We start from the raw sequence: 26,128 nt of genomic DNA, 5'->3' as shown, positions 1-26,128 counted from the left end.
CGCGGACCCGTGCAGCGGGCCTGAGCGGCGAGCCCGCTCAGCGGGTCGAAGCGGTATCGGCCGGCGCAAACGCGTCGGCCGGCGTCAAGGTCAGGCAATGCGCGGCCAGCGCGGCCAGTTGCCGACGGTGCGAGACCACGACCAGGGCCGTGTGCGGCAGGCACGACGTCAATGCCCGCAGCACGGCCTGCTCCGCTGCTTCGTCCAGGGCCGCGGTGGTTTCGTCCAGCAGCGCCAGCCGCGGCCGGCGCAGGATCGTCTGGGCCAGCAGCAGGCGCTGCAGTTCGCCGCCGGAAAAACGGTTGGAGGCGCGATCCAGTGCGGCGTCCAGGCCGCGTCCGGACGCGCGCACGCGCGCATCCAGCCCGACGTGTTCCAGCGCCTGCCACATGCGCGCCTCACAGGCCTGCGGGTCGGCCCAGGCCAGACATTCGCGCACGCTGTGCTGCCACGGCCGCACCCCTTGCGCGATGTAGGCGCACGGGCGCATGCGCGCGCAGTAGCCGGCGTAGTCCAGCGCCCGCCCGCCGCACTGCGCGTGGAACGCGCGCGGTTCGGCCAGCCCCGCCAGCGCGTCCAGCAGGCTGCTCTTGCCGGCGCCCGAGGCGCCCAGCAGCAAGCTGATCCGGCCCGGCGCCAGGATCAGTTCGCGCGCCTCCACGTCCGGCCACGGCGGCGCCAACCCGATCCGCTCGATACGCAACGCGCTGCAGGCATCGGATGCAGCGGACGGTTCGGGCGCCTGCGCCGCGACGGCCGCGACCGCAGGGCGCGACGGCGCCGGCGCGGCTTGCGCATGCCGCCGCCACAGCGCCAGCGCGGGCGCGGCCGAACGCAGTTGCTGCAGGTTCTGCCGCGCCGACACCAGGTAAGGCAGCAAGCGTCCCAGCAACAGGCCGACCGCGATCAGCGCAGCGCGGTCCGCGCCCTGCCACTGCCCGGCGATCGCCAGCGCGCAGGCGATCGCCGCCACCGCCGTGGCTTCCAGCGCAAGGCGCCCGCGCGCGAGCAGTTCGTGCTGGCGCCGGTAGCCGTCGCCCAGCCGCGCCGAAATCTCCTCGTAACCGGCCTGCTCCACGGCTTCGCGCTGGAACGAACGGATGTGGCGCAGGCGGCGCGGAAATTCCTCGCTGTGCCAGAACAGGCGGGTCATGTCGGCGACGTAGTCGCGGCCGATGCGCGCCTGCTCGCGGCCGCTGACGCGCAGCGCCAGCGCGGCGAAGCCGAGTACCGCCGGCGCGGCCAGCGCCAGCGCCGGCGAGACCAGGAACGCCAGCAGCAGGCTCAGCGTCGCGGTCGCCGCCACCGCCATCAGTTGCAGCAGCGCGTTGTAGCCCTGGGCGAGGATCTCGGTGTTGTAGGTCAGCACGTTGGCGATTTCCGCCGAACCGGCCTCGGCCGAAGCCGGCAGCGCAGCGCGGATCAGGCCGGCGTGCGCCTGGCGCCGCAGCGCCACCGAGCGCGCGGCGACCAGGCGCGCGCATTGCCGCGCTGCCAGCCAACGCAATGCGGCGAAACCGGCGCCGGCGGCGACGAACAGCACGATCTGCGCGGCCGCGCCGCGCACGGCCCAGTCCAGACCGGCCAGGCGCGGCGCGGCGCCGTCCTGCACCAGCGGCACCAGGGCGAGCGCGGCCAGGCTGCCGGCCAGCGCGGCGGCCACCGACAGCGCGACATAGCCGCCCAGCCGGCTCAGTTCGGCGCGCGCCGACGCGTCGGCGACCGGGCGCAGCAGATCGCGCGCCTGGGCGAGCAGCGATTCGCCGTGCGCGCTCAAGACGCGCCAGCGCTGGGTGGCACGGTGCGCCCGCTACGATCGCCTCGGCCCGGATCGTGCCGACCAAGGTCATGCAGGCCCAGAGCGCGCGCGACGCTCATTCCAGCAAGCCGCGTATCGCCTGCAGCGACGCATCCGCGCTCGCGCCGCGGCGCAGGCGATACACGCCCAGGCTCGCCAGGCGTCGGACGAAGTCGGGCCAACCCGCCTGCGCGGCCGCATACGGCTGATCCAGGCTCAACCGCAGCGTCGCCTGCGCTTGCGGCAGGCGCTCCAGCAAGGGCTGCCCGGGCGGCGCGGCTTCGGCCGACAGCAGCACCGTCGCCGCCAGCCGCAGCGGTTCGCAGGCCAGACGCCCCGGCCCGCGGCGCAAGTCCACTTCGAATTTCTCCACCCCGCTGCGCCGGCGGATCTGCGCCGAGCCGCCGATCCACGAACCGATCTGCGGATCCAGATGCGCCAGCACGCTGTCGCGCAGGTGCAGGAAGTTGGCGGCGCCGGTGGCGAGCAGCCCCTCGGGTTCGACGAACACGCTGTCTTCGGCCAACAGCTCCAGCCCGCCCAGCAGGCAATGCAGGGCCAGGGTCGATTTGCCTGCGCCGCTGGCGCCGAGCAGCAACAGCCCGCGGCCGCTGCGGCCGGCGCAGGCGCCGTGCAGCGGCATCAGCCCCATGCCGCGCGCGGCCAGCACGTACACGGCGAATTCGATGAGTTCGTAACGCACGTGGTAGGCGTGCTCGAGCATGTCCTGCGACACCGCCACCAGCGCCCGGCGCTCGGCCGGGACGATCAGCACGTAATTGCGGTCGTCGAGGATTCCGCACAGCACGCCCGCGCCAGAATGGGTGCGCAGCGGTGGCGGCGACGCGGCGCAAGGCCGCTCGCTCGGCGGCAGCAGGTCCAGCTCGATGCGGAACTCCTGCGCCTGCGGCAGGCGCTGCGGCGGCAGGCCGGCATACGCCGCCTCGGCCAGGGCCAGCAGGCGCCGGCTGTCGCTGTGGAAGCCGAAGCGACCGCCAAGCAGGTCGAAGCGCAGGGCGTGCCGGCGCGCGCGCCGTTCGCCGAACGGGTCGGACGCCGCGCCATCGTCGACGGCGGCGGACGCCTGGAGCGGAAGGTGCGCGGCGGTGCCTGGCATCGACGGGGAGATCCTGAGCGGTTTATGCCGCGTGCGTGCGCCGCCGCGGCGAAAAGGTTGCCGGCGCGGCGGCACACGGCCGCACAACCAAATGCCGCGCGGGCGGCACCTACGCCCACACCACACGACGCCGCGCGACTGCGGCGCGCCGGGGCCGCGCCGACGAGGCCGCGCCCGCCGGGCACCCACGAGGCGCGCTTTGCAGATGCTCAAGATCCAGGTCGGCCACTCCTATTTCCTGCGCTACGACCCCAAGCAGTGGGAGCGCGGCAAACCCTATCCGCCGTTGGCGACCCTGCACGTGGCCGCGCTGCTGCGCCGCGCCGGCCACGAGGTGAGCCTGTTCGACGCGATGCTCGCCGACGGCGTGGAGGACTACCCCGCCGCGCTGGGCGCGGCCGCGCCGGACCTGGTGGTGTTCTACGAGGACAACTTCAATTTCCTGACCAAGATGTGCCTGAGCCGGATGCGCGAGGCCGCCTGCGGCATGATCGCCGCCGCGCGCGCGCACGGCTGCCGGGTGATCGTCGCCGGCTCCGACGCCAGCGACCATCCCGAGGCCTTCCTCGCCGCCGGCGCGCACGCGGTGCTGCTCGGCGAAGGCATCCAGGCGTTGACGCAGCTGGCGTCGCGGCTGCAGCGCGACCCGGCCAGCGACGCCGCGCAGTGGCTGAGCGGCCTCGACGGCATCGCCACCGCCGCGTCGCCGCACGCGCGCGCCGACGCGCAGGCGCCGGACCCGCGGCTGTCCGGCCTGCCCGCCTGGGATCTGGTCGACATCGAGCGCTACCGCCGTATGTGGCGCGAGCGCCACGGCCATTTCAGCCTCAACATGGCCGCCTCGCGCGGTTGTCCGTTCCGCTGCAGTTGGTGCGCCAAGCCGATCTGGGGCAACCACTACAAGCGCGCCGACGCGCAGGCGCTGGCCGCGGAGATGACCCACCTCAAGCGCAGCTACGCCCCGGACCACATCTGGATGGCCGACGACATCTTCGGCTTCCACGCCGAATGGGTCGAGGAATTCGCCGACCGGCTCGCCGCCGCCGACGGCCCGGTGCCGTTCACCATCCAGACCCGCGCCGACCTCGCCAGCGAACGCATGGCCGCCGCGCTCGCCCGCGCCGGCTGCGCCGAAGCCTGGATCGGCGCGGAAAGCGGCAGCCAGCAGGTGCTCGACCGGATGAACAAGGGCACCGACGTCGCCAGCCTGATCGCCGCGCGCGAGCGGCTGGGGCGGCACGGCGTCCGGGTCGGATTCTTCATCCAGCTCGGCTACCTCGGCGAAACGCTCCAGGACCTGCTGGCCACGCGCGAGCTGATCGCGTGCGCGCGGCCGGACGACATCGGCGTGAGCGTGGCCTATCCGCTGCCCGGCACCTCGTTCTTTCGCGAGGTCGAGAGCCAGCTCGGCGGCAAGACCCATTGGCGCGACAGCGGCGAACTGGCGATGATGTTCCGCGGCGCATACGACTCGGCGTTCTATCGTCAGGTGCGCGACCTGCTGCACGCCCAGGTCGAACTGCAGTGCGCGCCGGCGAGCGCGGCGGACGGCGAAACCCAGCGGCGCCGCGCGCAGCTGGAATCGGCCTGGCAGGCGCTGATCGCGCGCGAAGGCGAGCACCGCAGCGAAGCGGCGGACGGCGGCGGTCGGCGCATCGCCGCGGTGCTGCAAGGTTGACGCCGGCGATGCCGCCGTCGAGGCCGACGCCGCCGCCGGAACCGCCCTTGCGCGCGATCCGCGCCGGCCTGCGCCTGGCCACCGAAACCCTGGCGCACGAGCTCGCCCGCCCCGCCGACGCCACCCCGCGCTGGTCGCCGCTGCAATGGCGCCTGGCCGCCGCCGCGGCCGCCGCCCACGGCGTTGCGCCGCTGCTGCAGCGCCGTTCGCGCTGGAGCGATCCGCGCTGGCGGGCGTTCCTGGACGAGCAACGCGCCCACGTCGAGCACCGTCACCGGCGCGTGGCCGCCTTGCTGGAACGCATCGACCGCGACGCCCGTGCCGCCGGCATCGCACTGGTCGCGCTCAAGGGCTCGGCCCTGCATGCGCTCGGCGTCTATCTGCCGGGCGACCGGCCGATGGCCGATATCGACCTGTTGGTCGGCGACGGCGACGCGGCCGAAGCCGCCGCGCTGCTGGGCCGGCTCGGCTACGTCGAGGCCTTCGCGCACTGGAAGCACCGGGTGTTCAAGCCCGCAGATCAACTGCCGCCGCACAGCCTGGGCGAACACCGCGACACGCCGATCAACATCGAACTGCATCCGCGCGTGCGCGAGCGCCTGCCGTTGGCCTACGCCGACATCAGCGAGCGCATCCTCGCCGCCGACGCCCGCCCCGGCCTCAATCCCTACCCGGATCTGGGCGCACTGATGAGCCACCTGCTGTTGCACGCGGCCGGCAACCTGTGCGGGCGCAGCCTGCGCCTGATCCATCTCAACGACATCGCCCTGCTGGCCGCGCGCATGAGCGAACGCGACTGGCAGGCGCTGTGCGATGGCGACGGCGGCGCGGCGCCGTGGTGGGCGCTGCCGCCGATGCTGTTGGCCCGCCGCTATTACCCCGATGCGTTCCCCGCCGCGGTGCTGGAACGCCTGCGTGCGCATTGTCCCGCGCGGCTGCGCCGGCGCTGGCAGCGGCGCGACCTCAGCGCGGCGTCGTGCTCGAACCTGTGGCTGTCGGCGCTGCCGGGACTGGAATGGGCGCGCACGCCCGGCGAGGCCGCGCGCTACCTGCGCGATCGCCTGAACCCCGGCGAGGAAAGCCGGCAGGAACGCGCCGACATGGTGCGCACCCAGCTGTGGCTGCAACAGCAGCGCTGGGCCGCGATGCCGCAGCGCCTGCGCCTGCTGACCCGACTGTTGCGGCCGGTGCCGCGGATGGACGCGCTGTATGTCGTGCGCGCCGCCCTGAACGGTTATGACCGCGCCGCCGGCTGAGCGCGCAGGCGCGCCGCACGGCGGCGACGGCGCGCGCCGGCCCGGCCCGCTCGGCGACGGCGTCGCCCGCGATTACGCGCGCAAGCTGCAGCGGTTCAACGCCTTCGCCGAACCGGAGTTGCGCCGCGCCATCGCCGAGCTCGACCTGCGCCGCGGCATGCGCGTGCTCGACGCCGGCTGCGGCAGCGGCGAAGCGGTGGGCTGGCTGGCCGCGCAGGTCGGCGACGAGGGCGCCGTGGTCGGCCTGGACCTGTCCGCCGCCCACGTCGTCGCCGCGCGCGCGATCGCGCCGGGCAACGCCGCGATCGTGCGCGCCGACCTGGCCGACGCGCCGCTGGCGGCGGCCGCATTCGACTCGATCTGGTCGGTCAACACCCTCAACCACCTGCACGATCCGGGCGCCGCGATCGGCCGCCTCAGCGCGGCGCTGCGCCCCGGCGGACGCTTCGCCCTGGGCCAGAGCGCACTGTTGCCGGAGATGGTGTTCGCCTGGGATGCGCGCCTGGAATCGCGGGTCAACGAGGCGGTGCGCCGCTATTACCGCGAGCGCTACCGGATCGACGAACGCGCGCTAACCGCGGTGCGCGCGCTGCTCGGACAGATGCGCGCGGCCGGCCTGCAGGACGTGCGCGCGCGCAGCTGGCTGATCGAACGCACCAGCCCCCTGGATGCGGCCAGCGAGCGCTATCTGGGCGAAACGATCTTCCGCGACACCTGGGGCACGCGGCTGCAGCCGTACCTGCACCGCGACGACTACGCCGAGCTGCGCCGGCTGTGCGACCCGGCGCAGCCGCAGTACGCGCTGCGCCGCCGCGACTTCCACTATCTGCAGAGTTTCACCCTCGTCCTGGGCCGGGCCGCATCGACATGACCGAATCCGAACGTTGCGGCGCCGACCTGCCCGCCGCCCGCGTGCGCGCGAGCGTGCGCCTGCCGCTGTCGCTCGCCGACGGCAGCGAAGCCGTCGCGCTGGCCCACAGCTTCCACGGCCTGATCGACGGCGGCGAGCACCTGGCCCTGGCGTTCGCGCCGGCGCGCGACACGCCGATGGTGCGCGTGCACTCCGAATGCATGACCGGCGACGCGCTGGGTTCGCTGCGCTGCGACTGCGGCCCGCAATTGCGCGAGTCGCTGCGGCGGCTGCGCCTGACCGGCGGCTACCTGCTGTACCTGCGCCAGGAGGGCCGCGGCCTGGGCCTGTACCGCAAGCTCGACGCCTACCATCTGCAGGAGCACGGCCACGACACCTTCGCCGCCAACCGCGCGCTCGGCCGCGGCGCGGACGAACGCGCCTACGCGGTGGCCGCGCAGATGCTGCGCGCGCTCGGCGTGGGCCGGATCGAACTGCTCAGCAACAACCCGGACAAGCGCGTCCAGTTGGAGCGGTTCGGGATCGAGATCGCCGCCATGCGCACCACCGGCGTCCACGCCAGCCACCACAACGTGAACTACCTGCGCGCGAAAGCCGCGCAGGCGGGCCATGCGATCGCGCTGGGGTCGGACGCGCCGGATTGACGCGACGCATTGGCGCGCGTCGATCGCGCTCGCTCCATCCGCGCCGACAGCGCTCGGCCGGCGGCGGATCTCGGCCAAGGCTCGCGCCCGGCGCAGGCCGCGGCGTCAGGCCCGGCCGCGCGAGGCGCAAACCTGCGCATGCAGGCGTTCGAACGCGAGCGCGGTGTGGCTCGCGTCCTCGCGCAAGGCGCGGCGATGCGCTTCCCAGGCCAGGCGCAGGCGCAGCGCGTCGTCGGCCAAGACCTGGCGCAGCGCTTCGGCCAAGGCCGCGCTGTCTCCCGGCGCCACCGCCAACGCCGCCTGCGGCGCCCATTCGCACAGATGCCCTACCGCGGTGCCGACCGTCGGCACGCCCGCCACCGCCGCTTCCAGCAGCACCAGCGGGCCGGCTTCGTGCAGCGACGACAGCACCAGCAGGTCCGCGGCGTCCACCAGCGGCCGCAGCTCGCGCTGGGTGCGGAACCCGAGGAAGGCGACCCGCCCGTCCAGCCCGAGGCGCTGGGCCAGCGCCTGCATCTGCCCGCCGAGGGTGTCCGCGCCGACGATGTCCATGCGGAACTCGACCCCGGCGCAGCGCAGCGCCGCCAGCGCGCGCAGCAGGGTCGGCTGGTCCTTGACCCGGTTGAGGCTGGCGATGTGCAGCAGCCGCGCCGGCGCGCCGGCGCGGCGCGCGCGCGGCGCCAGCGGCGGCCACGCATGCAGATCGACGCCGAGCGGAATCCGCAGCGCGCCCACATCCAGCGCCCGCAACGCCTCGATCATCGGCGCGCTGGCCGCGCTGACCGCATCGGCGGCGCGCAGCACCCAGCCTTCGCGCAGGCGGCCGCGCCAGTTGCGGCGGCCGCCGTAGCCGATCGCCGGCAGCGACACCAGCTCGCCGCCGGCGACATGGACCAGGCCCGGCCGGCGCAGCCAGCGCGCCGCGGCGACCGCGACCAGGCCGCAATCGGCGGCGAAGATCGACTGCACCAGGTCGAACGGCGCGCGCCGGTGTTCGGCGCGGATCGCGAGGATCGCGCGCACGGCGGTACGGCCCGCGCCGATGTTGTGCACGCGCGCGCCGGCCAGGTTCCAGCGCGCCGGCGCGGCCTGCTGGCGCAGCGCGAACACATGCACCTCGTGCGAACGCGCCAGGCGCGCGATCAGGGCCAGCAGGGTCGGAATGACCCGCGATTCGCCGCCGCGGTCGACGCCGCCGGGCACCACCAGCGCCAGTTTCATCCGCGCCTGCCGGCGTGGGCCTGCGCCGCCTGCGCATACGCACGCGCCCAGTCGCGGCCGAGCGCGGCGAAGGACAGGCGTTGTTCGAAGTGGGCGCGCACCTGCGCGCGCGGCGGCGGCTGCGCCGCGACCCGCAGCAGCGCCGCAGCCAGCGCGGCGGCATCGCCGCAGGGCCACAGCGCGCCGGTGCGGCCGCCGTCGCTGAGCGCGCGGAACGCCGCGATGTCGCTCAACACCGTCGGGGTGCCGCAGGCAAGCGCCTCCAGCGCCGCGTAGCCGCAGCTTTCGCGACGGCTGGCGCAGACCAACAGGTCGGCCGCGCGCATCAGCGCCTGCACTCGCGCGTGCGCGACCGGGCCCAGCAGTTCCACTCGCCCGGCCAGGCGCGCATCGGCGTCGATCCGCGCGCGCACCTGCGCCAGCAACGGCGCGGTGGCGAACGCGCACCACAGGCGCAGGCCGGGCAGGCGCTCGGCGGCGCGGGCCACGCCTTCGAGCATGCACAGGGGATCCTTGTTCGCGTCCAGATGGCCGAGCCAGAGCACGCAAGGGTCGCCGTACAGTCCGGTTTCGCCGCGCGCCGCGGCGCGGTCGCCCGGAGCGAAGCGGCTGCTGGATTCGGCGATCGCGAACAACGGCGTGGACGGCGCGAACAGGCCGGCGTCGGCGAACGGCCGGGCCAGCTCGAGCGAGGTGAAGGCGATGCCCGCAGCCGCGTCGAACCATTGCCGCCAGCGCGAGCGCCGCCAACGCGGCACCCGGTCGGCGTGGTCCTGCAGGACGATGGGCAGGCGCGGACGCAGCCGGGCGATGGCGTGCGCTTGCGCGGCGTAGCCGAGTCCGTGCACATGCGCCACGTCGGCGCCGATGCGGTCGAGCCAGTCGGCGATGCGCGCCGGATCGGTCGCATCGAAGCGGTAATCGACCCCCCGCAGCCGCAGCGAGGCCGGCGCGGGCGCGGCTTGCAGCACGTGCACCTGCGCGCCCGCGGACGCCACCGCCTCGGCGATGTCCGCCAGCGACGGCCAGCGCGCCAGCAACTGCGGCGGATCGAGCCCGGCCGGCGCCGGCACGAAATTGATCTGCGCTACCCGCATGCGTGCCGGCTCCGCTGCGAGGCCGCGCGGACGGACGTCGCGCGAACCACGTCCGCGCCCACGGCGGCCGCACGCGAGCGCGCGTTCGCGCCCACCGGCTACAGCCCCGACGCCTGCGGCCGGCGCAAGCGCACCAGCCGGTCGGCCAGGTCGAGCTCCCACGGCCGGTCGTACCGGCGCAGGCGATAGCGCCACGCCGCCATCGCGCTGAGCCCGCGCTTGGCCCAGCGCGGCGAGCGCAGGTCCTGTACGGTCGGGTAGCGGCAGCGCAGTACGGTGACGAAGTCGCGGATGCGCCGGCGCAGGTCGTCGCTGAGCCAGGGCGCGTCGGCGTGGCAGGCGTAGTCGACCCAACGTTGCTGCGTCCACTGCTCCGGCGTGTCCGGAAACACCACCGGCTCGCCGTGCAGGTCCAGCAGCGGCGCGGCCGCGCGCTTGCCGCGGTCCTTGCGGTGGCGACTGGCCTCGGGCAGCGGCGTGTAGATGTAGACGATGATCTCCGACTGCGGATTGATCCGCTTGATCTCGCGGATGAACTCGAAGGTCTGCTCGGTCGCCGCCTCGGTGTCCTGCGGCGGCGCGACCATGAACGACAGCTCCGGAATCACGCCGTGGCGGCGGCACAGCTCGGCCACTTCGAGGGTCTGGTCGGGCCGGGTGCCCTTGCGGATGTCCTTGAGCATCGCGCCGTTGGGCGACTCCGCGCCGATGTAGGCCATGCGCAGCCGGCTCTTGCGCACCAGCGCCCAGGTCGCCGGCGACAGGTTCAGCAGCGCGTCGGCGCGCGCATAACACCACCACGGCAGTTCCAGCCGCGCCATGACCTCCAGCAGCGGGATCATGTCGGCCTCGCGGTCGAAGAAATTGTGGTCGAAGAACTGGACCGAGTCGGCGCCCAGGCCGTGCTTGAGATAGCCCAGCTCGCGCGCCAGCCGCTGCGCGGCGGGCAAGGCGGTGGCGCCGCCGAACATCGCCGCGACGCCGCAGAAGGTGCAGCGGAAGCGGCAGCCCAACGCGGCCTGGTGCACCGCGGTGCGCCGGCCCAGGAAGGTCGGCGCGAGATAACGGCGCGGGTCGCCGAGCTTGGCGTAGGGCAGCAGCGGCGGCGCGTCGTCGCTGGAAAAATCGCGGTCCGGGTTGTGCACCGGCGCGCCGTCGAGCTTCCACGACAGGCCTGGAATCTGCGCCGCCGGCGGGCCCTCGCCGCGCAGCGCGGCGATCAGTTCCGGCAGGGTCCGCTCGCCCTGGCCGCGGATCGCGTAGTCGACGTAGTCGGCGTTGAGCGCGGTGTCGGGATACAGGGTCGGGAAATAGCCGCCCCAGACGATCGGCAGCTGCGGGAAGCGTTCGCGCACCGCGCGCGACAGCGCGATCGCCGGCGCCACCTGCGGCCCGCCCATGACGCTGATGCCGAGCGCATCGAAGCGCGTCTGCGCCAACGCGTCCAGCGCGGTGTCGATGAAGCCGCGGTCGAGGTTGCCGTCGATGATGCGGCTGGCGCCGTTGCGGTCCAGCGCCGCGGCCAGGTTCAGCAGCGCCAGCGGAAAGCGCGCGCTGGCGCGCGAGGCGATGGTCGGGTTGACCAACAAGGTGTTGGCGACGGCGGCGGCCGGTGCGGGCCAGGCGGACGGATTCATGCCGGCCGCCGCAGACGCAGCACCAGGGCGACCGGCACGCGCAGCGCGGCCGGATCGAAGCGCGCGCCTGCGGGCACGTCGGCGGGATCGATCGTGGGTTCGTCCACGGTCTCGATCACCAGGCCCACTTGCGAACACGCCGCATGCCAGTGGCTGTACAGATGCGCGTGATGGCGCACCGCATAGCGCACGCCGTCGGACTTGAAGTCGCGCAGCCAGCCCAGGGCGTGGCCGGTGGGATGGAAATCGCTGCACAGCAGCGCGCCGCCGGGGCGCACGGCGCGACGCAGTTCGGCCAAGGCCGGCAGCAGGCGTTCGACGTGGCCCACCGCCAGCGCGCTCACCGCCAGATCGGCCACGCCGTCGGCCACCGGCAGCGCGGCGAGATCACCCTGCGCCAGCGCGACCTGCGCATGCGCGCGCGCCGCGGCCAGTTCGGCGTCGGCGCGTGCGAGCATCGGCGCGGACAGGTCCACGCCGATCAAGCGCTGCGCGCCGCGGCGCAGCGCGTGCAGCAGGTAGCGGCCGCTGCCGCAGCCGGCGTCGAGCACGCAGGCGCCGTCCAGGTCTTGCGGCATCGACGCCAGCATCGCCCGCTCCTCGGCCCGCATCAGCGGGTTGTGCGCATGCGCCGGATAGCTCGCGGCCCACAACGCATACGCGGCCGCGGCCGGCAGGATCTGCGCTGCGCTCATGCCTGCGCTCCCGCGGCGGCGCGCGCCGGCGCGACCGGTTCGCACAGGCTCAGGCCGGGTTCGAGCGCGAGCAATTGCGGATCGGCCAGCGCCTTGGCCAGCAGCTTGGGGCGTCCGTCCAGTTCGACCCGCACCGCCGCCACGCCCGCGGCGCGGAACCACGGCGCGAAATCCGGATCGGCGATGCTCGGCACGCCGCCGCGCACCACCGCGCGCAGGTCGGCGCGGCTCAGGCCGACCAGGCTGTCGGCGGGCGCGCCGCCGCGATCGGCGACGACGATCAGATCGGCCGCCGCGCCGGGCCGCAGCCGGCCACGGTCCAGGCGCAGCACGTCGGCGGCGCGCGCGCTCGCCAGGTCGAACGCGTCGCTCGCGTCCAGGCCGCCGATCGAGGCGGCCAGGCGCAGTTCGTCGAGCAGATCGCGCGCGCCGCTGAGGCGCGAATCGCTGCCCAGCGCCAGGCGCCCGGCCGCGTGCAGGCGGCGCGGATCCAGGGTGCGCCCGAGCAAGGCCAGATTGCTCGACGGACACCACACCACCGCCGCGCCGCGCGCGATCACCCGCGACTGGTCGTCCTCGCCCAGGCCGACGCCGTGGATCAGCACGGTGTTGGCGGCGAGGCAGCCGAGCGCGTCGAGTTGCCCAAGTTCCGCGCGCGCGACCGCATCGGTACCCTCGCCCAGATGGATCAGCCAGGGCCGCTGCGGCGGCGTGGCCAGGAAGCTCTCGCGCAGCGACGGGCCGTACTGCGGCCAGCCCGGCGCATAGGCCCAACCGTGTCCGCGCAACAGCGCGATCGGAAAATCGGCCGCGTCCAGCGCGCGATCCCAGGGGTCGTGATGGGCCGCGCAGGTCGCGCCGGCGAGCAGATTCTTGAGCCCGCCGTGGCGCAGCCGCAGCGCCTTGGGCACGGCCAGCGCGGCGGCGACGGCGGGATCGGCGAAATGCGCCTGGAACGCCTCGATCCACTGGTAGGCGTTGGCGAAGACGCGGCCCTGCCGCAACCTCGGCACCGCGTTGACGTGCAGGTGTTCGTGCGCGTTGATCAGGCCCGGCAGCAGCACATGCCCCTGCAGGTCCAGCGCGTAGGCGGGCGTGGGCGCGGCGCCGTCCACGCGGCCGGCGCGGATCGCCAACGGCGTGCGCCGCAAACCCTCCGGGCTCAGCCAGCCCGCGCTGCGCAGGATCGCGTCCACGCGCTCAGCGCCGCCGCATCGCGATCAGGAAGTGATCGCCCATCTCGCGCAGCAACGGCCAGCCGCCGACGCGGTCGTCCAGGCGCCCCAGCCGCTCGTACCAGTGCGGGTGCCGCTGATAGAGATCGACCAGGTACGGCGGCGGCAGCAGCAGGCTCAGCGCGCGATGGCTTTCCAGGCGGAAGTCTTCGGCGAACGGCCGGTAGAACTCGCGCGGCAGGTAGTAGCGCGTCCAGATGGTGTGCTTGTTCATGCCCACCGGGGTGACCCCGCGGGCCGCGCGCACTGCGGCCCGACGCAGGCGGCCGCGCCACGCGTAGTGGGCGATTTCCCACGGGCAGATGCGGCCGATCACCGAGAACACCAGCGCCCCGCCCGGCCGCACCAGGCGCGCGCATTGCGCGGCGACCGCGGCGAGGTCGGGCACGCAGTTGAGCGGGCCGAAGTTGGAGTACATGCCGTCGAACGGCCCTTCGTACGCGCCCGGCAGATGGCCGATGCGGTCGAGCTGGTGCGCGCCGACCAGCGCCGCGCGCACCCGGCCTTCGACCGCGGCGTCGCGCGCCCGCGCGCGGGTGCGTTCGACCATGCGCGGCGACCAGTCGGTGGCGAGCACGCGCATGCCGGCCTCGGCGAAGCCGACCGCGTCGATGCCGGTGCCGCAGCCCAGGTCGACCAGGCGCGAGCCGGGCTCGAACCGGTCCAGCACCGCGCGCCACAAGGTCGCGCGCATGCGCTGGATCAGCTCGTTGTTGCCGCGCGGGCCGTCGTAGTCGGCGGCGACGCTGTCGAAGGCGCGCTGGGTGTCGAGCAGGCGCGCGTCTTCCAGGTTGGTCGCTCCCGCCGGCAGCGCCGCGGCGCCTTCGCCGAGGTCCAGCTGTTCCTCATGTCCGCTCATCGACGCCGCTCCCGCCCGTCCGGGCCGATTCCACACTGTGCGGTGAGTGCCGCTGCGCCGCCGGCGGGTTGCCTCGCCGCGCATTGCGCGCCACCGCCGCGAACAGGCCCAGGCCGAGGCCGGCGAGCAAGCCGACGGCGAGGATCAGCGTCCGATCCGGCGCGAACGGCCGCTGCGGCGCATGCATCGGCCAGGCCGAGGCGGTGGCGTAGGTGTAGCTGTCGCTCAAGCGCGCGCGCAGGTCGCTCTCGGCCTGGCGCAACTGCCGCAGCTCGCTGTCCTTTTGCGCCAGCGCCAGCAGCGCCAGCGCGGCGGCCGGCTCCGCGCCGCTGCGCGCCTGCGCGCCTGCGGCCAGCCCGCGCAGGCGCTCGCGCTCGGCGAGCGCGGCGCGCAGGTCGGCCTGGGCCTGTTCGAGCTGCGCGCGCGCCCGCGCCAACGGCGCGGCCTGCAACTGCCGGTGCAGGGCCTGCAACTGGGCCACGGTCGTCGTCGCCAGATGGCGCGCCTGTTGGGCCGAGGCCGCGCGCACTCTGAGCTTGATCAGTCCCGCGTACGGCGAGGGCTCCACCTTGAGGCTGCGCCGATACAACTCGGCCGCGGGCGCATCCGCGGCGACGCCCGCGGCCGCCAGCACCCGATCCTGGAACGCGCGCGTCTGCAGGCGCTCGACCGAACGCTGAAACGGCTCCGGGCGCGGCTCCTGCCCGGCCGGCACCAGCCCGAGCTGGCCCACCGACACCCAGGCGCTGACCTGCCAGCGCTGCGGCGCTAGCGCCGCGTACGCCAGGGCCAGCGCCAATGCGGCCAGCGCCGCGGCGGCGAAGCTGCACCATTCGCGCCGCACGATCCGCCAAAGATCGACCAGATAGATTTCGTCTTGCTGCGCGTTCATCGGTTAGGGGCGTCCAAGGCGTTGGAGAGGCCGGCAGCGCAGCGGCCGGCGCAGGCGCGCCGGTCCGGCAGCCAGGCGGCGAACAGCTGCATCAGCAGGCAGGCCGCGAGGAAAACGGCGGTCATGAAGGTGAAAGCTTGCGGAGCGAACGGCGCCATCGCCGCGGTATAGGCCACGCGCAGGAACATCAGCAGCGCGAACAGCGAAGCGCCCGCCAGCCGTCGCGCGCTCCACACCAGCAAGCCGTACAGCGTCGCGAACGCCGCCAGCGCGCCGGCCGGCCCCAGCGCCATCAGGAACGGGAAGAACTCGGTGCCGACGTTGATGTTGGCCGCATCCAGCGGAATGCCGGTGCCGGCCGTGGCGATGGAGCCGCGCAGCGGCACCAGTTGGTTGAGCAGGAAGTCGGCGTTGCGGTAGCCCTTGTCGAGGATCGCGGCGAAGTTGTACGGGCCGGCGCTGATGTAGAGCACCGGCCACTTCAGCCCGGCCGGCGCCTCGCGGAACCACGGCTGTAGCGGCAGGGTCAGCCCGTCCAGCGTGCCCGAGCGCACGATCCCCAGCAGCGAGAACAGCGCCGCGCCGGCCAGCGCCAGCAGCGCCACCGCCGGCCACGGCAGGGCACGCGCAGGGTCGCGCCGCATCAGCCGCACCAGCGCGATCGAGAACAACGCGGCGAAGATCCGGTTGCGGTCGATCACCAGCACCGGGAACGCGATCGCCGCGGCCACCATCGCATAGCGCAGGCCGCGGCTGCGCACGCACAACAGCCCCACCGGCGCCAGCACCCAACACCAGGCCGACACGTGCCGCACATGGGTGCGCGCGCCGTCCAGGCGCGCGTAGGCCGAGGGATCGTCCAGCAACGGTATCGGGAACAGCAGCAGGTCGAGCAGGCAGAACGCGCCGACCACGGCGCAGAACGCCAGCGCCACCAGCGCCTCGCGGGTGCCGGCGTAGTCGCGCACGCGGATGCGCTCGAACTGCGGCAGCCGCGGCCCGACCACCGCGTCGGCCGCCATCGTCGCCAGCGCCGCCGCGGCCAGCAGCAGCAAACCGCCGACGTAGCCCGCGGGCAATTCGTAGGCCAGCGCGGTCGCCGCGCACGCCGCGAGCATCGGCACGCCCAGATACGTCGACGGCCAGCGCAGCCACCCGTTCACGCCTTCTCCGCGGACAGGCGCAGCGGCCGCGCGTGCAGCCGCGAGACGGCGCGCAGCGCCAGCCACGCCAGCAGCCGCGCGCCCACCCGCAACGGCCGGCGCTGCAGGAACGCGATCTTGGCGCCGATGTAGTGGCACTGCGCTCGCAGCAAGGCCCGGTCGCTGGCGCCGAACAGCGCCAGCCGGCGCTGCGCGACCTGCTGCGACTCGGCCAGGTTGGCGATGCGCTGGGAACGCTGGCGCGAGCGGCTCAGATTGCTCTGGTGCACGCGATAGGCGCAGACCGGCAGGTCGATGAAGCCCAGCGCGTCGCGCGCGACCAGGCGCAGGAAGAAGTCCCAGTCGTCGATGCGCAGTTCCTCGCGCCAGCCGGCCAACTGCGCCGGCGCATTGCGGCGCAGCAGCGCGACCGGCCCGCCGATCGCCCAGCGCGCGATCACCTGGCGGCGGATGCCCTCGTCGCTGGCGTAGCGGCGCTTGTCGGCGCCGTGCAGGTCGCGCATGCCGCTGTCGTACAGACGCCGCCCGTCGCGGTCGACCACCACGCAGTCGCCGATCACCGCGCTCTTGTGCGGGTGCGCCATCAGATAGCGCACCTGCGCGTGCAGGCCGCCCGGCAGGAGGTAGTCGTCGCTCGCTCCCAGGCGCAGGTAGTCGCCGCTCGCCAGCGACGCCAGTTCGTTCAAGGTCGCCGCCACGCCGCGGTTGGGGCGGCTGCGGAACACCACCGGCAGCGCGTCGCCGTGGCGTCGGATCCACTCGCCGATGCGCGCGGCGGTAGCATCGTCGGAGCCGTCGTCGACGATCACCAGTTCCTTGGCCGGATACGGCTCGTGCAGCACGCTGTCCAGGCAGCGCTCGACGAAGCGCTCGTGGTTGTAGGCCGGCACCAGCACCGACACCCGCGGCCAGTCCGCGCCGTTCACGGCATCCGTCCCAGGTAGCGCCGCGCCACCCACAGGTTGAACGCCAGGTAGAGCGAATAGTTGACGGCGAAGGCGTACACCGCGCCCGCCAGCCCGTACCAGCGCGTCAATACCACCAACAACGCGAAATACAGGCCGGCGAAGGCGAACTCGGAGGCCACGAACAGGCCGGTCATGGCCTTGGCCAGCATCAGGTAGGAGAACACGAACGAGGCGATCTTGATCACGTCGCCGAGCAATTGCGGCGCGTACAGCGCATTGGCCGGAGCGAATTGCGCGCTGAACAGCAGCGGCGTGATCCATTCGCGCGCCAGATAGATCGCCAGCGCCAGCGCCGCGGCGGCCGGAATCAACTGGCGAGAGGCCTGCGCCAGCTCGCGCCGCAGCGCGTCGCGTTCGCCGATCGCCGACAGCCGCGGCAGGTAATAGACGTTGATCGCGGCGGTCAGGAACAACAGGTAAGCGTCGGAGACCTTGCCCACCGCCTGCCAGTAACCGACCTGGGTCCAACCCAACTGCGCGGCCAGATGATCGCGCGCGGCGATCCCGACCAGCGGCGCGCACAACGCCGAACTCAGCGTCATCGCGGAAAACCGCGCCAGCCGCGCGGCCATCTCGCGATCCAGCCGCGGCCACAGCAGTCCGGGCCAGTAGTGCGGGCTCATCCACCACGCCGGCAGGCCGATCAGCAGCCACAGCAGTTGCCCCAGCACCAGCGACAGCAGCGCCCCGTACAGGCCGAACCGCCACGACAACAGCACCGCCAGCGCCACGCTGAGCGCCGAACCGAGCACCTGCACCAGCACCAGCCGGCGCACGTCCATGAGGCCGTTGAAGATCGCCAGCAAGCAATTGCCCACCGCGATGCCGACCTGCGCCAGCGCCAGCACGCAGACCAGACCGGCGTAGTGCGCATCGCCGAGCAGCCACAGCGCCAGCGGCCGGACGAACGCCAGCGCCAGCGCGCCTGTCGCCAGCGAGGCGCACAGCGCATAGCCCAGCGCGGTGCGCACCAGCCGTTCGAAGCGTTCCGGGTCGTCGCGGTACTCGGCCACGTGCTTGACGATGCCCGCGCCGATGCCGCCGCCGGCCAGCACCGACAGCAAGGCCATCAGGCCCAGGAACTGGCCGAGCCTGCCGACGCCTTCGGGGCCGGCGGTATGGGCCACCAGCTTGATCGTCGTCAATGCGGCGAGCAGGCGCGCGGCGGTGCCGATCGCGCTGTACGCGCCGGCGCGGGCGATGCTCACGCCGCCTCCGCGAAGCTGCGGCAGGCCGCGATCACCCGTTCCACGCTGGCCGCGTCCATCGTCGGCCACAGCGGCAGACTCAGGATCTGCTCGTGCAGCCGTTCGGTCACTGGCAGACGAAGCGCGTGCAACTGCGGATACGCCGGCTGGCGGTGCGCCGGCACCGGATAATGCACCTGGGTCTGGATGCCCTGCGCCGCCAGATGATCGGCCAGGGCGTCGCGGCGCGCGCAGCGCAGCACGAACAGATGCCAGACGTGGCTTTGCTCGCGCGCCGCCGCCGGCAGTTCGATCCGGCGATGGACGATGCCGGCGCGATAGCGTGCGGCGACCTCGCGGCGCAGCGCGATCTCCTCGTCCAGATGGGCCAGCTTGACCCGCAGCAGCGCCGCCTGCAGTTCGTCCAGGCGCGAATTGACGCCTTGGTACAGATGCCGGTATTTCACCTGCGAACCGTAATTGCGCAGCGCGCGGATGCGTTGCGCCAGCGCGGCGTCGGCGGTGGTCGCCGCGCCGCCGTCGCCGAGCGCGCCCAGGTTCTTGGTCGGAAAGAAACTGAACGCCGCCGCGTCGCCGAATGCGCCGGCCTTGCGCCCGTCGCAGGCCGCGCCGTGGGCCTGGGCCGCGTCTTCGATCAACAACAGGCCGTGGCGGCGGGCCAGCGTCGCCAGCGCCGGCATCGGCGCCAGCTGCCCGTACAGATGCACAGCGACGATGGCGCGGGTGCGTGCGCCGATCGCCGCTTCGACCCTTCGCGGATCGAGGTTGAAGTCGGCCGGATCCGGCTCCACCGGCACCGGCACCAGCCCGTTTTGGCTGATCGCCAGGAAGGTCGCGATGAAAGTATTGGCCGGCACGATCACTTCGTCGCCTTCGGCCAGCGCGCCCAGGTCGCGATAGGCGCGCAGGATCAACGCCAGCGCATCGAGCCCGTTGCCTACGCCGATCGCGTGGGCGACGCCGCAATAGCGCGCGAACTCGTCTTCGAACGCCTCCAGCTCCTCGCCCAGCACGTAGCGGCCCGAGTCGATCACACGCGCCGCGGCGCGCTTGAGTTCGTCCGCGTAGCGCGCATTGGCCTGGCGCAGGTCCAGGAACGGCAGCGCCGGCGCGCTGGCGCTTGCGCTTTCGGCCTTCATCGCAACCTCCATTCGTACACGTCGTGGACCACGGCGCGCGCGCCGAAGCGTTCCTTCTGCTCGACCAGGCCTTCGTTGAGCACCGTCCCGCCCTGCTCGGTGGAGGCGCCGAGGCTGAAGCCGCGGCGCTGCGCGTACACGTGTTCGATCAGCTCGGCCAGCAGCAGGCTCAGCGCATCCAGCCGGCGCCCTTCCGCCGAGGCGGCCAGGTATTGCGCGTGGGCGACGCGGCCGAAGTCGTAGATCAGCGCGGCGGCCAACAGTGCAGCGCCCGAGCGCACCTCGTACAGCACGATCCGGCCGGGAAAGCGGCCGTGCAGCAGGCGCAGTTCGTCCAGCCGATGGGTCGGCACGGCGCCGTGGCGCTGCAGCACCTGCACCAGCAAGGCGTGGAAGTCGGCCAGGTCGGTGCCGACGCTTACGCGCAAGCCGGCCTTGCGCGCGCGCGCGATCGAGCGGCGGCGCTCGCTGGTGAAGCGCGGCGCGTCGGCCAGGACGATCGCCGACGACAGGTCGCGGCGGCACAGCCGCGCGCCGAGCCGGTGCAGCGCGTACAGATCCTCTTCGGCCGGATAGGCGTGGAACAGGTGCGGCACCGGCTTGTACAGCAGGTGCGCCAGCCCGCGCTGGCGGTAGTGCTCGCCGATTTGCGCCAGCGCGTCCAGGGTCGCCGCGGCGCGCAGCGCCGGCGACGACAGCAATCCCGCATAGCTCAGGCCGGCGTGGCTGGCGACGCCGTCGCCGTCCAGGTGCGCCGGCAGCACCGCTACGACTTCGCCGTCGCGTTCGACCATCAGCGAGGCGTCGCGGTAGCGTTCGGCGTGATAGTCCATGTACTCGCGCAGATGCAGCCAGTTGCCGTTGCGCGAACTCGCCACCAGCGCGTTCCAGCGCGCGGCGTCGGCCGGCGCGTAGGGCTTAACCGAAAGCATCGTCGCCCCACAGCGATTCGGGCAGTTCGGCGCTGGCCAGGCCGAAACCGTCCACGCCCATGTCGTTGCCGTTGTAGAACATCAGCAGGCGCCGATCCTGCCGGATCAATGCGGGATAGCACAGCGCGCGCGCGTCCCAGCCCTGCGCCGACGGCGACAGCCCCAGCGCCGCGTCGCAACGGCGCCAATGCACGCCGTCCTCGCTCTCGGCCAGGCCTGGCAGGTACGCGCCATCGCTGCGGCCGTAGGTGAAATACATCAGATACTTCGCGTCGGCGCGGTACACGCGCGGGCGGCCGATGCGGTACTCGCTGCCCTGCGGCCGCAGGCAGACGTTGTCCTCGCGCGGGATCGCGTCCAGCGTCGCCGCTTGCGTACACCGGATGTGGTAGCGCGGATACGGCCGCCCGCCGATGTCCTGCCAGTCGTCGCCGACCGCGTACCACAGGCGCCAGCGCCCGCCTTCGTAGCGCGCGCTGTGCACCGCCGCGATCGTGCTGCGGCCGGGCGCGCGGTCGAGGATCGGCGTGTCCTGCCGGCGCTGGAACGATTCGCCGCCGTCGCGCGATACCGCCAGCCCGGTGAAGGCGAGGAATTTGGCCCGCGCCACGCGCTGGAAACCGACGTAGAACAGATAGATCCCGTCCGGGCCCTGCGCCACATCGCCCAGGATCATGCCGCTGTCGTCGAAGCAGCCGCCGCGGCCGACGTCCAGCACCGGCTCGGCGCCGACCCGCACGACCCGCTCGGGCGCGTCGGCGCTCACGTCGACGTAGCCGATGCGGCTGACGCCGTCGTCGTCGCGGAAGCCGGCGTAGATGCGCAGGGTCTGGCGATCCAGCCGCCACGGCGTCGGCGTCAGCGCCGAGTGGCGCATCCAGCCGCCGACGCCGTCGCGGGCGACGTCGAACACCAGGCCGTGCTTGCGCCAGGCGAACATCGCTCAGAACGCCACGTCGAAGCTGGAGCGTCCGGGCACCGCGCGCGCCGGCGAACCGACGTAGACGCGGCCCGGCTCGGTATCGCGCACGACCAGGGCGCCGGCGCCGATGACGTTGTCGGCCGCGACCCGGACCCGGTCGCTGAAGGTCGCATTGACCCCGACGAAGCTGCCGGCGCCGATCCGGCAATAGCCCGACACCACCGCGTGCGAGGCCACGAACACGTTGTCGCCGACCGCGCTGCGGTGGCCGATGTGGTTGCCGCTCCACAGAATGCAGTTGTCGCCGATGCGCACGAACGGCTGGATCACGTTGCCCTCGAACACGAAGCAGTTCTCGCCGATCTCGGCGTTGCGCCAGACGAAGGCGCGCGAGCTGACGTAGCGCGCGCAGCGATAGCCGCGACGCCGGGCGTCCTGGAACAGCCGCGTGCGCAGCCGGTTGAGGCCGGTGGCGGGAATCGCGACGAACACCTCCGCCCGCTCGGGCGGATGCGTGCGTTCGAGCTCTTCGTAGGCGAGCACCGGCAGCCCGCACAGCGTCGGCGCGCGCAGGTATTCGCGCTCGACGCTGAAGGCCACCACTTCGTAGTCGCTGTCGCAGGTGAAGTACTCGAAGGCGATCTGGGCCATTTCGCCCGCGCCGATCAACACCAGCGGCTTGCCCACGCCTCAGGCCTCCTGCCGGCGCAGGCCGCCGGCCTCGCGCACGAACTCGTCGTAGTTCCAGATGTAGTCGTCCGGGTCGTAGAGCCGGTCGGCCAGCACCATCAGCACGCAGTCCTCGCTGAAGTCGTACAGCGCGCGCCAGACCAGATTGCCGAGCAACAGCCCCTGGCTCGGATCGTCGAGCACCCGCTCCACCGGGCCGCTGCCGTCGTCGAGCAGGATCGTGACCCGTCCATGCAGCGCCACCATCAGCTGGTTGAGATTGCGATGCGCATGATGGCCGCGCTGCGCGTCCGAGCGGGTCGCGAACAGGTAGTACACGCGGCGGATGTCGAACGGCACGTTGCGCAACTGCTCCAGCGCGATCAGCTGGCCGCGGTCGTCGCCGTGGACCTGCAGTTGGATGACTTGGATGGACGTGGACATGGTTCGCGCTCCGATCGCAGCGCCTCGGAATGCGAGGTTCGGAGCATGAGTGCCCAGGGCGCGGCCGAAGGTTGCGCCGTGGCCGCGCCCTCACCGCGCACGGCCGCGAACGGCCGCAGAGCCGGGACGCAACCTTTCGCCGCCGCGCCCGCACCCATGGCTGCCCGTTCCCGAATCCGGCCTGCCGCACGCATGAACGCTCCGCTTCCCGTCCCGCCCCGGGCCCCTGCTGCGCCGGGCACGCCGTCCAGACCGCCCGCAGCGCTGGTCGCGCTGCATTGGCTGACCGTGGCCGCAGTGATCGCAGCGGCCGCGGTCATCTTGCTGCGCGGCGAAATCAGCGGACGCGCCGTGAAGCAATGGCTGCTGGACGGCCATCGCCACTTCGGCCTGCTGGTGCTGGCGTTGCTGTGCCTGCGCATCGGCCTGCGCCTGCGTCTGGCCGCGACGCGTCGCGCCGCCGGCACCGGGCCGCTGGCGCGCATGGAGCGGATCGCCGCGGCGATCACCCACGCCGCGCTCTACGCCTCGCTGCTGGCGCTGCCGTTGCTGGGCTGGGCGCTCAGCGACGCGCTGGCCAAGCCGGTGCATCTGTTCGGCGTGGCCCTGCCGAGCCTGGTCGAACCCGATCCCGATCTCGCCGACGCCTTGCAGGCCTGGCACCTCGACGCGGCCTGGGCGCTGCTGGCGCTGGCCGCGCTGCATGCCGGCGCAGCGCTGTGGCACCACTTCGTCCGTCGCGACGAGGTGCTGCGCAACATGCTGCGCGCGCGCCGGCCGCGCTGATGCACACGCACCCTCCGCTCCCTCGTCCCCGCACCACCGCCCGCGCCGCCGCAAAGACAACACCCGAGGACATCCGCATGCCCCATGTTCCGCTCCACCGCTCCTCCCCCGCCCGCGGCGGCCTGCGCGCGCCGGCGTTCCTGCTGCTGGGCGCGTTGGCCGGCCTGCTGCTGTTGGCCAGCCCGCGCGCGCACGCGGTGGCCTCGTTCGCGCGCCAGACCGGAGCGGCCTGCGCCGACTGCCACATCGGCAGCTACGGCCCGGCGCTGACCCCGTACGGCATGCGCTTCAAGCTGGCCGGCTACACCGACAGCGACGGCAACGGCCGCAAGATTCCAGTGTCCGGCCAGATCGTCGCCGCACGCTCGATGCCGGCGCGCGGCGACAGCACCTCGCAGATTTCCGAACTCGACCTGTACCTGGCCGGCCGCATCTCCGAGCACGTCGGCGGCTACGCCAAGCTCGCGTCCAACAACACCGGCAAGGACAAGTTCGACACCCGCCTGACCGAATTCGACGTGCGCTTCGCCGGCAGCACGTTCAAGCTCGCCGGCAAGGACGCGCGGATCGGCGTGAGCGTCAACAACAATCCCGGCGCCCAGGATCCGATCGGCGTGCTGCCGGCGGCCTCGAGCCTGGGGCCGGCCTCGGCCTACGCCGGCTCGACCTCGATCCTCAATTCCTCGGCGCTGTCGCGGCGCACCGTCGGCACCAGCGTCTACGCCACCTTCGACCGCGACTGGTACGGCGAACTGGGCACCTACCACAGCATGTCCCGTTCCTGGCAGGACCGTCTCGGTTTCCCGGTCGCCGGCGACCCGGGCAAGCTCAGCGACACCGGCTACCTGCGCCTGGCCTACATGCGCGACTTCAAGCGCCATTTCTTCTCGGCCGGCTTCACCGCGCTGAGCACGCGCCAGCGCCGCCCGCGCGGCACCGGCCCGAGCAACGACATCGACGACCTGGGCTACGACCTCACCTACCAGTTCCTCGGCGACCGCGAGCACGTGCTGAGCCTGAGCTACGTCAACATCTACGAGCGCCGACGCTACGGCGACCCGCTGATCGGCGCGGTCGATCCCACGCGCGTGCCGCTGCGGCGCGGTTGGATCCGCGACCAGAGCCTGGGCCTGCACTACGCCTTTCGCCAGCGCTACGGCATCCGCGTGGCGCACATGATCAACACCGGCTCGGCCGATCCGGCGCGCTACGTCCCCTACGGCGTGCCCGACACCACCAGCAACCTGATCTCGCTGTACTGGACGCCGTTCGGCCGCGAAGACAGCTACACCTCGCAGGCCAATCTGCGCCTGTCCGCGACCTGGTTCCGCTTCGACAAATTCAACGGCGCGTCCAAGCGCGTGTTCGGCACGCCGACCACCGACGCCGACGATCTGAACCAGTTCCAGCTCGCCGCCAGCGTGATGTTCTGACCACCTTTCGAGAACCGCCCATGTCCCTGCGCAAGACCCCTGCCCGATCGTCGGCCCCGCGATGGGCCGCCGCGCTGCTGCTGGCCGCCGCCGCGAGCGCCGGCGCCGCCGAACCCGGCGCCGGCGTGTTCATGGCCGAATGCGCCGAATGCCACAGCGTGGCCAAGGGCAAGAACAAACGCGGCCCCTCGCTGTTCGGCGTGGTCGGCCGGCCGGCGGCGACGGTGGCCGGCTACAAGTACTCCGGCGCGCTGCGCCAGACCGGCTGGACCTGGGACGAGGCGACGCTGCGCCGCTATCTCGCCCAGCCGTCGGACACCGCGCTCGCGGGCACGAAAATGGAGTACGAGGGGCTGGAAGACACCCGCCAGCTGGACGCGCTGATCGGTTATCTGCGCTCGCGCCGCTGAGCGCGCGGTCGAGCCGAACCGGGTCGGCCGCCTGCGCGGCGTGCGCGCGCGGCGGCGCTTCGCCGCGAACGCCCGCGGCGCGGCGGCGTCCGCTTTGCCCGGGCCCGCGCGATTGGTTTGCCAATGCGCACCCAGTCCCAGGCCCGCCCCCGGCCGTCGCCCCGCTTGCCTGCTGCTGAGCCAGCGGGCGTCTTGCGTGCCTGCGCCGAACGCGCGGGCGCTCACGACACTTCGGCCGGGCCCGCGGCATCCGTGCGCGATGCGCGGCCACGCCACCGCCCGTGGTTGCGCGCCGGGCTCATCGTCGCCGGCCTGTGCGCCGGCGCATCCGCGGCGGCGACGCAGCGGCCCGGCGCGAGCGAGTGGTCCGGCGCGGTCGCGCTGAGCTCGCAGTTGGTCGATCGCGGCGTCGCCACGACCGCGCCCAAGCCGATCCTCCAGGCCGCGGCGCACTGGACGCCGGACGACGACTGGACGCTGAGCCTATCCGCCGCGGCCGAGGCCGGTTCGCCGGCCTCGCCGCTGCAATCGGGCGTCGCCGCGACCCGCACCTGGACCTTGTCCGAACGCTGGCGCTGGCGCGCCGGCCTGAGCCATTCGCGCTACCTCGTCGCCGGCGTGCGTTCCTGGCGGGTCGAGCGCAACGAACTGCAGGTGGGCTGGCAGTACCAGGACCGCGCCGCGCTGACCCTGTCGGCCGTGCGCCTGCGCGGACACGCGCGCACTTACGCGGCGCTGGACCTGACCTGGAACCGCGCGTTGACGCCGCAGTGGTCGCTCGCCGCCGGGCTCGGCGCGGCCGAGGTCGCGCGCTACCGCGACGGCGTCGCGCGCAGCGGCGCGTACGGCTACGGCCACCTCGGCCTGGTCTGGCGGCGCGGGCGCTACAGCGCCGAGCTGTACCGGCTCGCCGCCGACTCCGGCGCGCCGCGGCCCTGGAACGTCGCGCGCGCCGAACCCTGGGCGCTGACCCTGACGCTGGCGCTGTGAGCCGGCCGCAACCTTCCCGCGGCGGCGCAGCACCCACCGCCATGTTCCGGGCCTATCGCCGACC

At 73.2% G+C, this 26,128-nt stretch carries 25 protein-coding genes; 8 read left to right on the top strand and 17 right to left on the bottom strand.

The features are described from left to right. Positions 1-37: 37 nt before the first annotated feature. Together BLU84_RS09855 and BLU84_RS09850 are read right to left on the bottom strand one after the other, a co-directional pair. Entirely contained in the window at positions 38-1,777 is a 1,740-nt protein-coding gene (locus tag BLU84_RS09855; RefSeq protein ID WP_233431110.1) for an ATP-binding cassette domain-containing protein, read from the bottom strand. Between the two features lie 97 nt (positions 1,778-1,874). Beyond that, the gene (locus tag BLU84_RS09850; RefSeq protein ID WP_074865873.1) at positions 1,875-2,915 is read right to left on the bottom strand and encodes a phosphoenolpyruvate carboxykinase (ATP); all 1,041 of its coding nucleotides are present in this window, start codon (positions 2,913-2,915) and stop codon (positions 1,875-1,877) included. 205 nt (positions 2,916-3,120) lie between these two features. On the opposite strand from BLU84_RS09850, the gene BLU84_RS09845 reads away from it, so the two are divergent. From BLU84_RS09845 to ribA, 4 genes are read left to right on the top strand one after another with little or no spacing between them, the layout of a single operon-like run. Beyond that, positions 3,121-4,593 carry a B12-binding domain-containing radical SAM protein gene (locus BLU84_RS09845; protein WP_074865870.1) on the top strand — a complete coding sequence of 491 codons (1,473 nt, stop codon included), beginning with the start codon at positions 3,121-3,123 and terminating at the stop codon, positions 4,591-4,593. Positions 4,594-4,601: 8 nt separating this feature from the next. After that, the gene (locus BLU84_RS09840; RefSeq protein WP_074865867.1) at positions 4,602-5,849 is read left to right on the top strand and encodes a nucleotidyltransferase family protein; all 1,248 of its coding nucleotides are present in this window, start codon (positions 4,602-4,604) and stop codon (positions 5,847-5,849) included. Next, positions 5,830-6,720 carry a class I SAM-dependent methyltransferase gene (locus BLU84_RS09835; RefSeq protein WP_074865864.1) on the top strand — a complete coding sequence of 297 codons (891 nt, stop codon included), beginning with the start codon at positions 5,830-5,832 and terminating at the stop codon, positions 6,718-6,720. Before BLU84_RS09840 ends, BLU84_RS09835 begins: the two co-directional genes overlap by 20 nt. Further along, the gene (gene ribA / locus BLU84_RS09830) at positions 6,717-7,364 is read left to right on the top strand and encodes a GTP cyclohydrolase II RibA (RefSeq protein WP_074865861.1); all 648 of its coding nucleotides are present in this window, start codon (positions 6,717-6,719) and stop codon (positions 7,362-7,364) included. The genes BLU84_RS09835 and ribA overlap by 4 nt, the downstream gene beginning before the upstream one ends. Positions 7,365-7,469: 105 nt before the next feature. On the opposite strand, the gene BLU84_RS09825 is transcribed toward ribA, so the two are convergent. The 15 genes from BLU84_RS09825 to BLU84_RS09755 all read right to left on the bottom strand — a co-directional run bounded on the left by BLU84_RS09825 (position 7,470) and on the right by BLU84_RS09755 (position 22,445). Further along, on the bottom strand, positions 7,470-8,585 hold the full coding sequence (locus tag BLU84_RS09825; protein WP_074865858.1) for a glycosyltransferase family 4 protein: 1,116 nt from the start codon (positions 8,583-8,585) through the stop codon (positions 7,470-7,472). After that, the gene (locus BLU84_RS09820) at positions 8,582-9,682 is read right to left on the bottom strand and encodes a glycosyltransferase family 4 protein (RefSeq protein ID WP_074865855.1); all 1,101 of its coding nucleotides are present in this window, start codon (positions 9,680-9,682) and stop codon (positions 8,582-8,584) included. Before BLU84_RS09820 ends, BLU84_RS09825 begins: the two co-directional genes overlap by 4 nt. Before the next feature lie 98 nt (positions 9,683-9,780). After that, complete coding sequence (locus BLU84_RS09815; RefSeq protein WP_074865851.1) at positions 9,781-11,319, bottom strand: B12-binding domain-containing radical SAM protein; 1,539 nt, start codon at positions 11,317-11,319, stop codon at positions 9,781-9,783. Further along, positions 11,316-12,014: a class I SAM-dependent methyltransferase gene (locus BLU84_RS09810; protein ID WP_074866596.1), complete on the bottom strand. Its 699-nt coding sequence runs from the start codon at positions 12,012-12,014 to the stop codon at positions 11,316-11,318. The genes BLU84_RS09815 and BLU84_RS09810 overlap by 4 nt, the downstream gene beginning before the upstream one ends. Then, positions 12,011-13,210 (bottom strand): amidohydrolase family protein, encoded by a 1,200-nt coding sequence (locus BLU84_RS09805; RefSeq protein WP_074865848.1) that lies wholly within the window; start codon positions 13,208-13,210, stop codon positions 12,011-12,013. The genes BLU84_RS09810 and BLU84_RS09805 overlap by 4 nt, the downstream gene beginning before the upstream one ends. 4 nt (positions 13,211-13,214) lie before the next feature. Then, positions 13,215-14,108 carry a class I SAM-dependent methyltransferase gene (locus tag BLU84_RS09800; RefSeq protein ID WP_083382466.1) on the bottom strand — a complete coding sequence of 298 codons (894 nt, stop codon included), beginning with the start codon at positions 14,106-14,108 and terminating at the stop codon, positions 13,215-13,217. Further along, positions 14,095-15,000, bottom strand: a complete 906-nt coding sequence (locus tag BLU84_RS09795) for a Wzz/FepE/Etk N-terminal domain-containing protein (RefSeq protein WP_074865844.1) — start codon at positions 14,998-15,000, stop codon at positions 14,095-14,097. The genes BLU84_RS09800 and BLU84_RS09795 overlap by 14 nt, the downstream gene beginning before the upstream one ends. Further along, complete coding sequence (locus tag BLU84_RS09790) at positions 14,997-16,163, bottom strand: hypothetical protein (RefSeq protein ID WP_139174878.1); 1,167 nt, start codon at positions 16,161-16,163, stop codon at positions 14,997-14,999. The genes BLU84_RS09795 and BLU84_RS09790 overlap by 4 nt, the downstream gene beginning before the upstream one ends. After that, entirely contained in the window at positions 16,160-17,089 is a 930-nt protein-coding gene (locus BLU84_RS09785) for a glycosyltransferase (protein ID WP_074865839.1), read from the bottom strand. The genes BLU84_RS09790 and BLU84_RS09785 overlap by 4 nt, the downstream gene beginning before the upstream one ends. Beyond that, the gene (locus BLU84_RS27740) at positions 17,086-18,339 is read right to left on the bottom strand and encodes an O-antigen translocase (RefSeq protein ID WP_074865836.1); all 1,254 of its coding nucleotides are present in this window, start codon (positions 18,337-18,339) and stop codon (positions 17,086-17,088) included. The genes BLU84_RS09785 and BLU84_RS27740 overlap by 4 nt, the downstream gene beginning before the upstream one ends. Further along, positions 18,336-19,478 (bottom strand): DegT/DnrJ/EryC1/StrS family aminotransferase, encoded by a 1,143-nt coding sequence (locus BLU84_RS09775; RefSeq protein ID WP_074866581.1) that lies wholly within the window; start codon positions 19,476-19,478, stop codon positions 18,336-18,338. The genes BLU84_RS27740 and BLU84_RS09775 overlap by 4 nt, the downstream gene beginning before the upstream one ends. After that, the gene (locus BLU84_RS09770) at positions 19,475-20,410 is read right to left on the bottom strand and encodes a GNAT family N-acetyltransferase (RefSeq protein WP_074865833.1); all 936 of its coding nucleotides are present in this window, start codon (positions 20,408-20,410) and stop codon (positions 19,475-19,477) included. Before BLU84_RS09770 ends, BLU84_RS09775 begins: the two co-directional genes overlap by 4 nt. Further along, positions 20,397-21,350 (bottom strand): glycoside hydrolase family protein, encoded by a 954-nt coding sequence (locus BLU84_RS09765; protein ID WP_074865830.1) that lies wholly within the window; start codon positions 21,348-21,350, stop codon positions 20,397-20,399. Before BLU84_RS09765 ends, BLU84_RS09770 begins: the two co-directional genes overlap by 14 nt. Before the next feature lie 3 nt (positions 21,351-21,353). Continuing rightward, entirely contained in the window at positions 21,354-22,019 is a 666-nt protein-coding gene (locus BLU84_RS09760; RefSeq protein WP_074865826.1) for an acetyltransferase, read from the bottom strand. Positions 22,020-22,022: 3 nt separating this feature from the next. Further along, the gene (locus BLU84_RS09755; RefSeq protein ID WP_074865822.1) at positions 22,023-22,445 is read right to left on the bottom strand and encodes a sugar 3,4-ketoisomerase; all 423 of its coding nucleotides are present in this window, start codon (positions 22,443-22,445) and stop codon (positions 22,023-22,025) included. Positions 22,446-22,601: 156 nt separating this feature from the next. Between BLU84_RS09755 and BLU84_RS09750 the strand changes: the two genes are divergently transcribed. The 4 genes from BLU84_RS09750 (at position 22,602) to BLU84_RS09735 (ending at position 26,064) form a co-directional block, all read left to right on the top strand. Continuing rightward, the gene (locus BLU84_RS09750) at positions 22,602-23,231 is read left to right on the top strand and encodes a cytochrome b/b6 domain-containing protein (protein ID WP_425479344.1); all 630 of its coding nucleotides are present in this window, start codon (positions 22,602-22,604) and stop codon (positions 23,229-23,231) included. Between the two features lie 77 nt (positions 23,232-23,308). Continuing rightward, positions 23,309-24,664, top strand: a complete 1,356-nt coding sequence (locus tag BLU84_RS09745) for a cytochrome C (RefSeq protein WP_074865818.1) — start codon at positions 23,309-23,311, stop codon at positions 24,662-24,664. A 20-nt stretch (positions 24,665-24,684) separates the two neighbouring features. Further along, entirely contained in the window at positions 24,685-25,074 is a 390-nt protein-coding gene (locus BLU84_RS09740) for a c-type cytochrome (RefSeq protein ID WP_074865815.1), read from the top strand. A gap of 285 nt (positions 25,075-25,359) precedes the next feature. Continuing rightward, a complete protein-coding gene (locus BLU84_RS09735) occupies positions 25,360-26,064 on the top strand; it encodes a hypothetical protein (RefSeq protein ID WP_074865812.1) in 705 nt (234 codons plus the stop codon). Positions 26,065-26,128 lie beyond the last annotated feature (64 nt).

The sequence above is a fragment of the Lysobacter enzymogenes genome (genome assembly GCF_900106525.1).
GTDB lineage: Bacteria > Pseudomonadota > Gammaproteobacteria > Xanthomonadales > Xanthomonadaceae > Lysobacter > Lysobacter enzymogenes.
Note: the sequence above shows the minus strand (reverse complement) of the source record. Positions and strands in the feature narration are given on the sequence as shown.